We start from the raw sequence: 14,783 nt of genomic DNA on the forward strand, positions 1-14,783 counted from the left end.
TGTGATATTTATTACTTATATAGAAAAAAATAAGACCAAGAGCGATTTTATGCCCTTGGTCCAAATTAAATATTTATTTTGAATTCAACGTCTTACATTTTCTGATTTTAAAGTATAAATCTCTTGAAATTTTTATCTATTATTAAAAATTCAATAAAGTTCTACACTAAATTAATGTATTTTAAGGCTCATTTTATAGACAAAAAAGGGCTTGCTTACATTCTGAAGAATCAATTGTAAGTAGCCTATATATATATTTAATTAAAAGTCAAGAAATGATTTATAATAATTAATCTATTAATTTATTAATAGAATGTTACACATTATAAAATGAAATTATAAAACGGAATCGACATCAATTGTTGATGTTGGTTTGGAATAAAGTTTGTTGCAATCGTTGATTTTATAATAGAAGAAACCCACGCATTTTGAAAAAAGTTTGATCAAAATGCGTGGGTTTTATTTAAATGCGAAGTTATTTTTATCAAACTATATTATAAATAATCGAACTTTATTATAAATGATCAATCATTTTTACAAACTACAACTCTTTTTTCTATTAATTTATTTAAGAAACATTTTTTATCTCTTTACGAACAAATTCACATGTCCAATAACCTAAAAATGAATTTAAACTTCTGTATATTGTCCAATCTTTCTGAATTTCTCATAGCGATCTTCAATTAATTGTTCGCCATTTAGAGAATTTAATGCTTTTAGTGTGACGCTTATACATTCTTTTATATAAGATGCTTGCTTCGCAACATTGCGGTGTGCTCCACCAGTTATTTCAGGGATTATACCATCAATAACGTCGAGCTCTTTTAAGTCAGGTGCTGTTATACGCATTGCTTCTGCAGCTTGCTTCCCTAGGCTACCATCTCGCCATAAGATCGATGCAGCCCCTTCAGGCGAGATAACCGAATACGTTGAGTTCTCTAACATAAAGACGCGATTAGCTACCCCTAATGCAATGGCACCCCCACTTCCGCCTTCCCCAATAACAATACTAATAACTGGTACTGTTAGAATCGCCATTTCAGAGAGAGTTCTAGCAATGGCTTCACTTGGGCCGCGTTCCTCGGCTGCCTTACCCGGATAGGCTCCTTTTGTATCAATAAAACAAATAATTGGGCGCTTAAATTTCTCAGCTTGCTTCATTAAGCGTAATGCCTTACGATATCCTTCAGGGTGTGGCATACCAAAATTTCGTCGAATATTTTCTTTAGTTGATTTTCCGCGTTGATGTCCAACAATTGTTACGGGCTGTTCTTCAAAGAGAGCAATTCCTCCAAGAATAGCTGCATCATCACCAAATGTACGATCTCCATGTAACTCAATAAAGTTTTCACACATAGCTTCTATATATTCTAAAGTAGTTGGTCGTTCTGGATGTCTAGCAACCTGTACACGATCCCATGGCTTCATATTGGCATAAATAGATTGTTCTAGCTGTGTTAGACGTGTTTCAAGCTTTTCGATTTCGCTTGTCATATCTACATCTGCCTCTGTAGCAATCGTTTTTAATTCATCAATTTTTTCTCGTAATTGTACTACTGGTTCTTCAAAAGCTAAATTTTTAGACATGTTGCACACCGCCTTTTGTATGCATTTTTACAAGCATTGCTACTTGGTTTCGTAAATCTTTTCGATGGAATATTGCATCAAGCTGACCATGCGCTAGTAAAAACTCTGACTTTTGGAAATCATTTGGTAATTTTTCTCTTAATGTTTGTTCGATTACACGGCGACCAGCAAAGCCAATCAATGCTTGTGGTTCTGCAATATTAATATCTCCAACAGAAGCAAAACTTGCTGAAACGCCACCGTATGTAGGGTGCGTCATGATCGAAATAAATAATAGTCCTTCTTCACTATGACGTTTTAATTCCACACTCGTTTTTACCATTTGCATTAATGATAGAATACCTTCTTGCATGCGCGCTCCACCACTAGCAGTAAAGATAATAACAGGTACACGTAATTCAATAGCTTTTTCAACGGCACGTGTGATTTTTTCTCCTACAACGGAGCCCATTGAGCCCATACGGAAATGAGAATCCATAATTGCTACAACAATTTCTTCTCCATCAAGAGTACCTAACCCAGTCAGTACAGCTTCGCTTAATCCCGTTTGTTGTTTAGCCACTGAAATTTTTTCTACATAATCAGGGAAATTTAGTGGATTACTTGTTTGTAAATGATCATCCATTGAAACAAATGAACCTTCATCTAAGAAATATGTTACGCGCTCCTGTGCAGTCATTTTGAAATGATGGTCGCATTTTGTACACACTTTATGATTTTTTTCTAATTCCTTTGTTAACTGAATGTGACGGCATTCTGGACATTTTGTTATAAGTCCTTCTGGAAATCCCTTTTCCTGTCCGTCCTCTTTCTTTTTACTAAATAAGCTACGTATTGCCATGTTTTACTCCCCCTATGTTTGTCTAAATGCCTTGTTCAGCATTTGGTTCGTAAGAGCTTTTAATGCTTCTTTTTCATAGCCAAGCTGCATCGATTTCAACATAGTTTGAATCATTAATTTTTCTTCTTCTGTTGAGTTTCGATTTAAACGGTCACCGGCATAAACTGCTAATTAAAACCAGACTTTTAGTGAAAAACGATTTCTGACGTGATGATTATTTCTCGTAAAACATCCACAAAATTTCTACGAGCTGATGCTTTTGTGTAGAAGCTAGAAACGTACCTCACCTATGTCTCGTTTTAATAAGACCTAACTAACAACTCTAAACTTCGCAATGCCTCTCTCACAGAGGATCGCCCGACACCCAGACGTTCTGAAAGGGCTCGTTCGGAAGGTACTTTTCACCAGCCTGTATTTTTTCCATTTTTATAAGTTGTCGTAATTGTTGGACGATATCTAAAAACACTTTCTTTTGTTCGGTTTTTTTATCCATACGATCAACTCCTGGGTCAATCTATTCGCCTTTGAATAATTATTGCTGTCGCTTTCCTTTCGCGCAGATAAACAATGCATCCAAAGGCTTTATCTTCATTCAGTAGGTGTTTGGATACCTACTATAAAGAAACAAAATCCACCACCTTCAGATGATGGCGTCTCTTACTGAATGAATTCAAAAGTGGTCTGGCCACTTTTGAAGTTGGCTTTATCTTACAAAATTTCTACGAGCTGATGCATTTGTAGAAGCTAGAAACGTACCTTCCCCATGTCTCGTTTCAATAAGACCTAATAACTCTAAACTTCGCAATGCCTCTCTCACAGAGGGTCGCCCGACACCTAGACGTTCTGAAAGGACTCTTTCGGAAGGAAACTTTTCACCAGCCTGTATTTTTTCTATTTTAATAAGTTGTCGTAATTGTTGGAAGATATCTAAAAACACTTTCTTTTGTTCGGTTTTTTTATCCATACGATCAACTCCACGGTCAATCTATTCGCCTTGGAATAATTATTGCTGTCGCTTTCCTTTCGCGCAGATAAACAATGCATCCAAAGGCTTTATCTTCATTCAGTATCTTCATTCAGTAGGTGTTTGGATACCTACAAAAAAGAAACAAAATCCACTACCTTCAGATGATGGCGTCTCTTACTGAATGAATTCAAAAGTGGTCTGGCCACTTTTGAAGTTGGCTTTATCTTACAAAATAATTATTTGAAAGTAAAGGAAAAACTGCATAAAAATTTATGCAGTTTCTAACGTCAGTTTCGAATAACATACGTGCTATCACCATTCACGAAGTGACCAATTTACTTTTTTACCAGCCTGATATACTTGATAAGGTAAATCTACATCATCTATAATTTGTGGCTGCCATTCTTCATTGATAATTTTAAAATAAAAATCTGTTAATCTTCGATGGAGAATGGCTTCTTCTGTACCTGCAACAGAGGGTATTCTAGGCTTATCATCTCGAACACCTTTTATTTCTTCTTTATAGCTGTGTAAAATAGCTTGACCATCTATTAATGGATTACTGTGTAGATACTGTTTTAAACGTATCATAGATTTATAGTAGGATTTTAACGCTGATAAAAATCGACTAATTGTATTCGGACTCTTATTAGTTAAATTTACAAAACGAAAAGTGATTTTATCACGAACCTTACATTTCATCTCATGCATCAAATAATCTTCAATTGCGACACGTACCTTTTCCTGAGGATCATTCCATAGCACCCTGTTCCCTTGATAGTGACTCTCTTTCTCTAACCATTTAAAAAATGGAAGCAAACATTTCAAATAGGATAAAGCAGAGCTTTTATCAATTCTCCCTAAACAATCATGATAATAATCTGTTAAAGGAAGAAAAGGTTGGTTATCTTTAAATACTAGTAACTCATATTTGTTTTCAATATGCTTTGGACAAAACTCAAACCAATACAATTACTAACCTCCTTTAAACAAGAACTAAAGTTCATATCTTATTGTTTTTCTTCGTAATTGTAAATTGTTTAATCTTTTAATAAATCTATAAAAAATTTATTCAAAATAAAAATGCACACTACTAAAATCAAATTTAGTAGTGTGCATTTTTTATTAAATGTGAAACATTATAAACAAAACGCTATCTAATAAGATGTAAAATACAATTACTTGTACTTAATCTTACAGAGTAAGTGTTTCTTTCTTATTTCATTCTTTATTTGCTATACTTTAAACGTATATTCCCCTTACATCATGATCGCTCCATCTACATGAAGTACATGACCATGAACATAAGATGCTTCCTCTGATGCTAAAAATAGATAAGCATTTGCAATATCCTCAGGCTTCCCCATCCTTTGCAAAGGAATAGTTGCTGTCATTCTTTCAATGATTTCTTTTGGCATTTTTTTCACCATTTCCGTTAATGTAAAACCAGGAGCGACAGCATTGACGTTTATACCTTTACGCCCAAGTTCCTTTGCCCAAGATTTCGTCATGCCGATAATACCCGCTTTAGCAGCTGCATAATTTGTTTGTCCAACATTGCCATACACACCACTAACGGAAGTCGTATTAATAATTTTCCCATACTGATTCGCTACCATATGCAATGCTACTTCCTGCGTACAATGAAACACCCCATTTAAATTTACATTTAATACTTCTTGGAAGTCGGTTTCAGTCATTTTTGTCAGCATCGCATCTCTCGTGATACCTGCATTATTTATTAAGATATCTATACGCCCAAATTGATCTACCGTTTTTTGAACCATTGCCTTTACACTCTCTCGATTACTAACATCAACTTCTATAAATAGTACTCGCTTTGGATCAAGCGTTTTTACTACTTCTTCACCAGCTTCTTTGGCATAATCTGCTATTACCACCGATGCACCTTCTTCAAGAAATCGTGTTACTGTTGCATAACCAATTCCATTCGCACCACCAGTAACAATGGCTACTTTTCCTTCTAATCGCATTTGATCAACTCCCTAATTGATTCATTTGTAGTTTCTTTAATTCTTCTTCTACTAAAGTTCGTCGTAATATCTTACCTACTGCTGTTTTTGGTAATTCATCACGAACTTCCACTATAGTTGGCAGTTTATATTTAGCAAGCTTTCCTTTGCAAAACTCTATAATTTCCTTTTCATCTAGTTGTTCACCATCTTTTGGAACTACGAATATTTTCACTGTTTTACCTCGATATGAATGAGGTACACCAATTGCTACAACTTAATGCAAGGTGATCTGGATTATCTTTTACGGCTTCATAAAACACATCAACCATTGTTCGTTGATCAATTTCAATTGATGTCTTTACATTTTCTGGATAACTTTTATACCAAATTGCATTTTGCATCATCGTTATCATCCTTTATACATTTCTCATCGCCAATTTCACGACTTCTTTTGTCTCTTCAAAAATTTCTCCCTCAAAGTATGGCTCCCAAGCAACACGTGGTGTAGCTGGGAAAATCAATGTACAAATCAATATACTTACTGCTGAAAGCCCCATACCAATTGCAACAGCTGGTATCGGTAAAACAAGAATTCTCTTCGTATTTAAGAAACTAAAAATTATATATGAAAGTGCGCCAATAATACTGCCTGCATAAGCTGACTGTCTATTAGCTCTCTTCCAATATAATCCGAAGAATATTGGACCTATGAATGCACACCCAAAGAATCCAAAAACATACGCCGCCACAAATGCAATAAATGCCGGTGGATAAATGGAAAATACAAATGCAATAATAGAAATAATAATTAATAGAACTTGAGTTATTCGAATTAAAACACCATCTGCAATTTTTTGTATTTTAAGTTTCGATATTTGTAAGGTTTTCGCGAAGTCGTTCTAATTCTAAATAATTTACGGTTGAGTATTTTTGATGCTCATTAAATAACTTATTCAAGGTTGATAAATCTCAGTAGTTAGCAGCATAGCAAATAATATAGTTTATTAAATTATTTATTATTATATTCTTGGAGTTAGTATAGTTGTATGGACACAGATTTTAATGAAAGTAGTTACGCCGAATCAACACTAATTGGCATCTAACTTGCATGTATATATGACAATATGAGTTTCCAAACACATATTACAACATTAATATTAGGGAGTGTTTACAAAATGAAGATGGAAACCGAAAAAACAATCGTAGTAGACAATTACCACGGTACAAAAGTAAAAGATCCTTTTAGATGGTTAGAAGACGCAAATAGTCCAGATACAATAAAATGGACGGAGCAACAACAAGATAAGACACGAACATATATAAATGCTATTCCACAAAGAGAGGCGCTAAAAGAACGACTAACCAATCGCTGGAATTATGAAAAATATTTCATTCCACAAAAAAAGGGGAAATATTATTACTATCATAAAAATAATGGATTGCAAAATCAACCTGTTTTCTATCGAAGTAAAACACTTTCTGATTCTTTGCAAGAAATTGTCATCGATCCAAATAAATTGAACTCCGAAGGTACTACTGCCCTTACAAACATTACCTTCAATAAAGATGGAAATTTAATGGCTTATGCCATTTCTGAAAACGGCAGTGACTGGCAAGAATTCAAAATTCGCAATATGGATACAGGCATTGATTACCCTGAAAAAATTAGTTGGTGTAAATTCAGCACTATCGCTTGGGTAGAAAATGGGTCCGGCTTTTATTATAGTCGTTTTCCGGAACCTGGCTCTGTAGTGCCAGAAGATGAAAGCAATTACAACCGTCTCTACTTTCATACATTAAGTACACCACAATCTGAGGACAAACTTGTGCATGAGAGAACCGACGACAAAGAGTTAGCGTTTAACGCTACATTATCAGATGACTACCGTTTTCTGATTCTTGAATCTTGGAAAGGAACAGAAAATATAAGTCGCCTTCACTACCGCCCGATTGACAGTGAAATTGAATTTATCCCTTTAGCTATTGAAGGGGACGCTTATTACTCATTCCTTGGAAATGTAAATAACGTCTTCTACGTCTACACCAATAAAGACGCACCAAATGGAAAAATTATTGCTATCGACGTTGAGAATCCTGAAAAAGAACAATGGAAAGAGATCATTCCCGAACATCAAGATGTCATGTACATTTCAAAAATGACTGGCGATTATTTTGCCATTTCTTATATGCGACACGCAAGACATCATTTAAATCTGTTCTCTCTAGAAGGGACACTTATAAAAACGATTGAATTACCAAATATGATTACAATTACGGACATCTCCACGAATAAAAAACAACAAGAAATCTTTATAAGCTACACGTCTTATTTAAGTCCCGCAACAATAGTACGCTATGATATTAATACAGGCGACCTTGATACAATCTTCGCTTCTCAAAAAGGGTTAGATAGCTCTCTATTTCAAACGACACAAGTTTTCTATCCATCAACAGACGGTACCAAAATACCAATGTTTATCACACATAAAAAAGGGATTGAATTATCCGGAAACCATCCTGTCCTCTTACATGGATACGGAGGCTTTAATATTAGTTTAACACCTACCTATTCTGCTTCGAATGCAACGTTTATTGAAGATGGTGGTATTTTTGCAGTAGCAAATATCCGAGGTGGTGGCGAGTACGGTGAAGCATGGCACCAAGCAGGGACATTTAATAGGAAACAGCAAGTATTCGATGATTTTATTGCTGCAGGGGAATGGCTCATTCAACACGACTATACAAATCCTTCGAAACTCGCAATTATAGGTGGAAGTAATGGCGGTCTGTTGGTTTCAGCCTGTATGAACCAACATCCCGAACTATTTGCAGCGATTATTTGCCAAGTGCCTGTAATAGATATGCTACGGTATCAACACTTCACAGTTGGCCGCTTTTGGACATCTGAATTTGGCAATGCAGAAAAAAATGCGGAGCACTTCAAAGACATTTATGCTTATTCACCGCTCCATAACATTACCAAACAAAGATATCCAGCTACTCTAGTTACAACCGCTGATTCAGATGATCGGGTTGTACCACTGCATTCTTATAAATATGTAGCAACTCTTCAAGAAGCTCAAGAAGGTGAAGCACCTATTCTTTTACGAATTGAAAAAAATGCTGGACACGGACTTGGAAAACCTATTGTAAAAATTATCGAAGAACATACAGATATGTATACATTTCTGTACAACTGTCTAAAACTATTTAAATAAATAGTTTTTTTATTCAAAAGATACAACCTAACTACAACAGAAATTATGATTAACAATCTTCTCTATATGAAAAAGAAGACGATTCCAATTTAAGGAAATGCCTTCTTTTTCATTCTACTATTCACTTATTTTCGGGTAGAATGCATCACGTAATCCATCCTCAACAAAGTTAAATGCCAAGACCGTAATCAGTATCATAAAACCTGGTAAAAGTAGATACCACCATGCTCCAAGCATGATTTGAGGGTTCTGTGCACGTTGCAACATATTTCCCCAACTTGGGGTTGGCGGTTGGATACCAAGTCAAAGTTAGCTGAATGCCGCCTCCGCCAATATAATAGTTAGTATTCATCACATATTTTTCCTAATACAATTTCAATGCCAACTAGCTTTATTTGACCTTAAAAAGACTACCTATATTTAAACGATTCGAAGTATTGAATCATTACCCTATACTTCACACTTTTAGTTTAGTTGTTAGTCACCATTACTTTTCTATATTTAAAATCTATCCTCCTTAAAAACCCTAATTTTATTTCTTTCATTAAAATTACTTCAATCTACTTCATTTTTAATTAATTATCTTCTGAAATTTAGCTCTTTTCATAATATAGTAGGATTCTGTCAGGTTATAAAAAAAGCAACATCTTCTTATATATAAGAAGATGTTGCTTTTTAGATTGTAGATTTGAACCATTTAAAGGTTCATAATTTCATACACTTTTTCCATATCGGTATGCTTTTTCACATGTTCCGCAAGTAACTGATAAGCATCCTCACGACGTTGTGCATCGGTTTTTACTGCATCTGAAATAGCAGGTAAACCCTTTTCAATTCTTAAGACATTTACTATTTCACGAGTAAATTCTCGGTTATTAAAAATCCCATGGAAATATGTGCCGATAACACGGCCATCCGATGTTACTGCCCCATCTAAACGACCATCATGTAGTTTTAAAAAGGCTTTTGTATTGGAATCTTGTATTTCAGTTTGACCTAGATGTATTTCAAAGCCTGTGAGCTCTTGACCATTAGACAATAAATTGCCAGTCATTTGTTCTGTTTTCTTTGAAGTATTGAAAACCGTTGTGACCGGTAATAACCCTATTCCTTCCGAATTACGTCCATCACCTTCAACAGCTTCAGGATCTGATAATTGATTCCCCAACATTTGGAATCCACCACAAATACCGAAAATACGTGTTCCTTTTGCACGAAGCTTTTGAATTTCTTCTACAAAACCTTCATCTCGAAGCCATTGTAAATCATCTACAGTATTTTTCGTGCCCGGTAAAATAAGTAAATCTGGTGTTCCTAATTCACTTATTGAACGAACTAAACGAACGCCTACTTCGGGTTCATCAAAAAATGGGTCTACATCGGTGAAGTTCGAAATCCTTGGTAAACGAATCATCGCTACATCGATAGCAAACTCTTGTTGTTTTGGTTTTTTAAACCGAAGTGATGATAAAGCCAAGGAATCCTCTGCTTCAATATTAATTTCTATGTAAGGCACCACTGCTAATACTGGAATACCAGTTGCTTTTTCTAACCATTCAATCCCATCATCTAATAACTCGCGCATGCCTCTAAATTTATTAATAATAATCCCTTTTACACGTTTGCGCTCATCTTCATCTAATAATGTGAGTGTGCCTATAATGGATGCAAATACACCACCACGATCAATATCAGCAACAAGAATAACAGCTGCGTCTGCTAGATGGGCCATACGCATATTAGCAATGTCTCGATCTTTTAGATTAATCTCAGCTGGGCTACCCGCTCCTTCTAAAACGATTATTTCGTATTCGTCTTGAAGTTTACGTACTGATTTTTCAACGATTGGCATTGCTTCTTGAACAAAGTCGTTGCGATATTTAGTAGCTGTCATGTCTAGTAAATGTTTACCATGCACAATAACCTCAGATACCATATTTTGCTTTGGTTTTAATAATATTGGATTCATATCTGTCGTTGCAATGACTCTTGCTGCTTCAGCCTGCACGCCTTGTGCTCGACCAATTTCTCCTCCATCAATTGTGACAAAAGAATTCAGCGCCATATTCTGTGATTTAAATGGAACAACTTTGTATCCTTCATCTGAAAAAATACGACAAAAAGCAGTACAAATCATACTTTTCCCAACGTCAGATGCTGTTCCTTGTATCATTAACGCCTTTGAGGTCAATTCCATTCCCTCTTTCCTTAAAATTCTAAACCTTTAACTGCCGGTATACCTTCTTCGTAATAATGTTTAGTGGCTTCAATTGTAGAAACTAAATCCGCTAGTTGAATTAGTTCTTCTTTTGCACTTCGCCCTGTTACAACAAGATGCATTGTTTTTGGTCGATTTTGAATCGCTTCAACCACTTCTTGAAGCGGTAATACATCGTCGATTGGGAATTTCGTTATTGCTAATGCATTATTGAGCTCATCTAACACGAGTAAATCAATTGTTGGATCCGCAAGAGCTTCTTTTGCTTTTGTCCAAGCTAATTGTAACGCTTCTCTATGTTCATCGGGTGTTTTAGTCCATGTAAAACCAATACCCATTTGCTCCATTTCAACACCCAATTTTCGAAGGGCCAAAGCCTCTCCATAAGTACGTTCTGGAGATTTTATAAATTGCATGTACCTGACGTTTAAACCCCGACCTACTGCTCGTAATGTAACACCTAGTGATGCAGTTGTTTTACCTTTACCATCACCAGTATACACCAAAAATAGACCTTGTCGTGCCATTTAAATTCCCCCTAACATTCTTTTATAACCACGTAGTTTTTTCTTCATAAGAAGTACGTTTAGTCGGTGAGACTTCACGACCTTCTTCTGGGTAACCAATGAAAACTGTACCAATCACTTTTTCATTTTCTGGAGAACCGATAAAATTCAACATACGTTCATCATGTACTAAACCCACACCTCGTGTACGCCATACAAATCCAAGCCCTAATTCTTTTGCAGCTAACCACATCGAATGAATAGCACATGACACGGCAAAAACATTATCCTCTGAATCATCAGGTTTATCTGGTATTTGATCCGCTGTTACAACTATGGCAACAGGTGTTGTTGTAACGACTTTTAAAGAGCTCTCAACTAAATGAGGTTTTGTAGGGAAACGTTCTTGTAAATAAGCTTCTGCCATTTCTTCATAGCGAGTCATTGCTTCACCTTGGATAACATAAAAATTCCAAGGTTCGCGTAAGCGATCATTTGGAGCAAATGTTGCAGCTTCTAACAATTGTTCAATTTTCTCTTTTTCAACAGGCTTGTCCTCATAGTTACGTATCGCACGTCGCTCTTTTAATACTTCTAAAATAGACATTTATTTATCTCCTTTTCGTTATTATCAATAACAGTTCACTTTTTCTTATTGCAGAACAGTAGAAAGTTGTTTTTCATACCATTTAATTTTATCTCGCATTTGAACAACCTCACCAACTAATACCATCGATGGGTTAATATATTCTTCGCTAACTACTAAATCATGAATATTATCTAATGTCCCTGTTAATGTTCTTTGTTGTTCTGTTGTTCCCCATTCTATAACTGCCACAGGTGTTTTTGCCTCTTTTCCATGGGCAATTAATTGAGCGCTTATATAAGCTAAATTACCGACGCTCATATAGAAGGCAATCGTATCGATTCCTTTAGCCAAAGCATCCCAGTTTAAATGATCTTGTCCTTTATCATCTCTACCATGACCAGTGACAATTGCAAAGCTTGATGCATATTCACGATGTGTAACCGGTATACCTGCATAGGCAGGTGCTGCTATTCCAGCAGTAATTCCTGGTATAATCTCGTATTCAATACCGTGTTCAGCTAATACTTCTGCTTCTTCTGCTCCTCGCCCAAAAACACAAGGATCTCCACCTTTTAATCTCGTAACCGTTTTTCCCTCTGATGCTTTTAAAACTAATAAATCATGAATTTGATCCTGAATTAGGTGATGCTTCCCTGGTGACTTTCCACAGAAAATCAGTTCAGCATCCTTTTTTGCATGTTCAAGTAATTTCGGATTAACGAGTCTATCGTATGCAATAACATCTGCTTTTTGAATACATTCCAATCCATAGACTGTTATTAGTCTTGGATCGCCTGGACCTGCACCGACTAAATACACTTTTCCTACTGCCATGGCGCAATCCCCCTTTTTAAATAATGTTGAAATAGCTCCTCACGTTCGGCTATTTTACCTTCTTTTGTTAAGGTTAAAAATTCTGGCCGTAATAGAGCTTCTAATAGTTGTTTCTTACTAATTTCATCTATCACATTCGTTAATACTTCCGTACGAGCGTTTTGCAAAAATGCCACGTACTCTCCGTAATAGTCATCAAATTGAAGAGTTAGATCGTCTTTTAGTTTCTTTGCTAAGCCAGGATTGGTACCTGACGTTGAAACTGCAATTGTTAAATCTCCTCGTCTCAATGTAGCAGGTACTATAAAATTACTTGCACTTGCGTCATCGACTATATTCAAAAGTTGATGTGACATAGTACATTCTTTTACTTTTGCATTAACAGCTGAATGATTCGTAGCAGCAATAATGCAAAAAGCATCTTCTAAATCAGAAGTTTCAAATGACTTTTCAAACCATGTAATGAGATGATTTCTCCATTTTTCTTGCAGTTTCTCATGTAGAACTGGGCTAATGACAGTAACAATGGCTCCGGCATTTAATAGTGACGTTACTTTCCGATTTGCCACTTTGCCTCCACCAATAACGACACAATATTTACCTTTCAACTGAAGCATGATTGGATAATATGTTGTCATTGTTGTTGATGTCTCACACATGCATTCACCCACTGCTCTACTAAATCAGGATTTGATGCGAAGTGGAAATGAGTATATCCAGCAACTAAATTCCCGTTTAAATAACCTTCTGCCTTTTTACCAAAACGCCCCGTTGTTTCATAAGCTGGTTGAATTTCCTCTGAAGCTGTAAAAGTGGAGTAATGGAACTCATGCCCTTTAGCCATTTGATTTTCATCAATTATGAAGTTACCTGGAGTGCCAGAAATATCACGATATCCTAGTGCAGCAATCTTTTCTTGCATTCGTACAGCTCCAGGAATGATACCAGTCATTGCATATGTATTGCCTTTTGTATCTGTAATAGAATCTGTTAAATACATAAATCCACCACATTCTGCTAAGGTTGGCATACCACTGTTCACTGCATGTCGTATTGAATGTTTGACAGCATCTTGTTTTGAAAGCTCTGCCGCAAATTCTTCGGGGAATCCCCCTCCTATGTAAAGACCATCTACATTTTCTGGTACTACCTCACCGTTTAGTGGTGAGAAGAAAACTAGTGTTGCACCGTATGCTCTTAATAACTCTAGATTTTCTTCATAATAAAAATTAAAAGCAGCATCCTTTGCCACAGCAATTGTTACACCTCTATCAGGCCGTTGGTCAAATAATCCACTTGAGAAATGCACAATTTCAGAGGTTTTTGCCAATTCATAAATGCGATCTATCTCGACTGTTTCTGAAATGAGCGATGCAAGCTGATCAAAAAAAGGATTCAATTCACCACGTTCAATAGCAGGAATCAAACCTAATTGTCGACTAGGAATATCAATACCATTTTCACGTTTTAAATATCCTAGTACGGGAATACCACACTCTTGTTCGATCGCAGCTTTGACTATTTTATAGTGATTTACACTACCAACTTGATTGGCAATAACTCCAATAATATTTGGTTTATCCGAAAGTATTTGGAATCCTTTAACGATGGCTGCTACACTACGGGCCATGCTAGCACAATTGACGATAAGTAATACAGGACTATCCGTTATGACACTGATTTCAGCTGTAGAACCTGCATCATTTAACGGGCTTTTACCATCATAGAATCCCATTACTCCTTCAATAATAGAGATATCTGCACCTGTACTCGCACGGACTAGCAATTCTTTCACCGTTTCATGATCAAACATCCAGCTATCTAGATTACGAGAAACACGGCCAGTTACCGCAGTATGGTATGAGGGATCAATATAATCCGGACCGCATTTGAATCCTTGTACTTGGTAACCTTTCTTTTGCAATGCAGCCATTATGCCGATTGTAAAAGTCGTTTTACCAACGCCACTTCCTGTACCTGCAATTACTAGTCTTCTTGAACTCATCACTTATCCCCCCGAGATTGCAATTAAAACCGGTATAAACAA

15 protein-coding genes and 3 pseudogenes are annotated in these 14,783 nt (G+C 36.0%); 1 reads left to right on the forward strand and 17 read right to left on the reverse strand.

Going from position 1 to position 14,783, the window contains the following annotated elements:
- Positions 1 to 630: 630 nt before the first annotated feature.
- The 10 genes and pseudogenes from MHH85_RS09760 to MHH85_RS09800 all read right to left on the reverse strand — a co-directional run bounded on the left by MHH85_RS09760 (position 631) and on the right by MHH85_RS09800 (position 6,246).
- On the reverse strand, positions 631 to 1,587 hold the full coding sequence (locus MHH85_RS09760) for an acetyl-CoA carboxylase carboxyltransferase subunit alpha (RefSeq protein WP_340706884.1): 957 nt from the start codon (positions 1,585 to 1,587) through the stop codon (positions 631 to 633).
- Positions 1,580 to 2,428 carry an acetyl-CoA carboxylase, carboxyltransferase subunit beta gene (gene accD, locus MHH85_RS09765; protein WP_340706885.1) on the reverse strand — a complete coding sequence of 283 codons (849 nt, stop codon included), beginning with the start codon at positions 2,426 to 2,428 and terminating at the stop codon, positions 1,580 to 1,582. Before accD ends, MHH85_RS09760 begins: the two co-directional genes overlap by 8 nt.
- Positions 2,429 to 2,727: 299 nt before the next feature.
- Entirely contained in the window at positions 2,728 to 2,796 is a 69-nt protein-coding gene (locus tag MHH85_RS22275) for a hypothetical protein (RefSeq protein WP_403979874.1), read from the reverse strand.
- Positions 2,772 to 2,921, reverse strand: coding sequence for a hypothetical protein (locus MHH85_RS09770; protein WP_245639454.1), 150 nt, complete (start codon positions 2,919 to 2,921; stop codon positions 2,772 to 2,774). Before MHH85_RS09770 ends, MHH85_RS22275 begins: the two co-directional genes overlap by 25 nt.
- Before the next feature lie 218 nt (positions 2,922 to 3,139).
- Positions 3,140 to 3,392 (reverse strand): annotated as a pseudogene (locus MHH85_RS09775) (FadR/GntR family transcriptional regulator); the annotation flags it as partial.
- A gap of 315 nt (positions 3,393 to 3,707) precedes the next feature.
- Positions 3,708 to 4,367 (reverse strand): hypothetical protein, encoded by a 660-nt coding sequence (locus MHH85_RS09780; RefSeq protein ID WP_340706886.1) that lies wholly within the window; start codon positions 4,365 to 4,367, stop codon positions 3,708 to 3,710.
- A gap of 287 nt (positions 4,368 to 4,654) precedes the next feature.
- Positions 4,655 to 5,389: a 3-oxoacyl-ACP reductase FabG gene (fabG, locus tag MHH85_RS09785; RefSeq protein WP_340706887.1), complete on the reverse strand. Its 735-nt coding sequence runs from the start codon at positions 5,387 to 5,389 to the stop codon at positions 4,655 to 4,657.
- A gap of 4 nt (positions 5,390 to 5,393) precedes the next feature.
- Positions 5,394 to 5,642, reverse strand: a pseudogene (locus MHH85_RS09790) (AMP-binding enzyme); the annotation flags it as partial.
- Positions 5,608 to 5,775 (reverse strand): hypothetical protein, encoded by a 168-nt coding sequence (locus MHH85_RS09795; protein WP_340706889.1) that lies wholly within the window; start codon positions 5,773 to 5,775, stop codon positions 5,608 to 5,610. The gene MHH85_RS09795 and the pseudogene MHH85_RS09790, both read right to left, overlap by 35 nt.
- Positions 5,776 to 5,787: 12 nt before the next feature.
- Positions 5,788 to 6,246 (reverse strand): sodium:solute symporter family transporter, encoded by a 459-nt coding sequence (locus MHH85_RS09800; RefSeq protein WP_340708149.1) that lies wholly within the window; start codon positions 6,244 to 6,246, stop codon positions 5,788 to 5,790.
- 300 nt (positions 6,247 to 6,546) lie between these two features.
- Between MHH85_RS09800 and MHH85_RS09805 the strand changes: the two genes are divergently transcribed.
- Positions 6,547 to 8,589: a prolyl oligopeptidase family serine peptidase gene (locus MHH85_RS09805; protein WP_340706890.1), complete on the forward strand. Its 2,043-nt coding sequence runs from the start codon at positions 6,547 to 6,549 to the stop codon at positions 8,587 to 8,589.
- A gap of 117 nt (positions 8,590 to 8,706) precedes the next feature.
- Here MHH85_RS09805 and MHH85_RS09810 read toward each other — a convergent pair.
- The 7 genes and pseudogenes from MHH85_RS09810 to MHH85_RS09840 all read right to left on the reverse strand — a co-directional run.
- Positions 8,707 to 8,889: pseudogene (locus MHH85_RS09810) on the reverse strand (peptide ABC transporter permease); the annotation flags it as partial.
- A gap of 397 nt (positions 8,890 to 9,286) precedes the next feature.
- Positions 9,287 to 10,786 carry a cobyric acid synthase gene (locus tag MHH85_RS09815; RefSeq protein ID WP_427772830.1) on the reverse strand — a complete coding sequence of 500 codons (1,500 nt, stop codon included), beginning with the start codon at positions 10,784 to 10,786 and terminating at the stop codon, positions 9,287 to 9,289.
- Positions 10,787 to 10,797: 11 nt separating this feature from the next.
- Entirely contained in the window at positions 10,798 to 11,334 is a 537-nt protein-coding gene (locus MHH85_RS09820) for a cob(I)yrinic acid a,c-diamide adenosyltransferase (RefSeq protein WP_340706892.1), read from the reverse strand.
- Between the two features lie 22 nt (positions 11,335 to 11,356).
- Positions 11,357 to 11,920 (reverse strand): nitroreductase family protein, encoded by a 564-nt coding sequence (locus MHH85_RS09825; protein ID WP_340706893.1) that lies wholly within the window; start codon positions 11,918 to 11,920, stop codon positions 11,357 to 11,359.
- 45 nt (positions 11,921 to 11,965) lie between these two features.
- Positions 11,966 to 12,736 (reverse strand): uroporphyrinogen-III C-methyltransferase, encoded by a 771-nt coding sequence (cobA, locus tag MHH85_RS09830; RefSeq protein ID WP_340706894.1) that lies wholly within the window; start codon positions 12,734 to 12,736, stop codon positions 11,966 to 11,968.
- Positions 12,727 to 13,395 (reverse strand): precorrin-2 dehydrogenase/sirohydrochlorin ferrochelatase family protein, encoded by a 669-nt coding sequence (locus tag MHH85_RS09835; RefSeq protein ID WP_340706895.1) that lies wholly within the window; start codon positions 13,393 to 13,395, stop codon positions 12,727 to 12,729. The genes cobA and MHH85_RS09835 overlap by 10 nt, the downstream gene beginning before the upstream one ends.
- Positions 13,371 to 14,741 carry a cobyrinate a,c-diamide synthase gene (locus tag MHH85_RS09840; RefSeq protein WP_340706896.1) on the reverse strand — a complete coding sequence of 457 codons (1,371 nt, stop codon included), beginning with the start codon at positions 14,739 to 14,741 and terminating at the stop codon, positions 13,371 to 13,373. Before MHH85_RS09840 ends, MHH85_RS09835 begins: the two co-directional genes overlap by 25 nt.
- Between the last annotated feature and the right edge of the window lie 42 nt (positions 14,742 to 14,783).

This window comes from Viridibacillus sp. FSL E2-0187, from assembly GCF_038006425.1.
GTDB lineage: Bacteria > Bacillota > Bacilli > Bacillales_A > Planococcaceae > Viridibacillus > Viridibacillus arvi.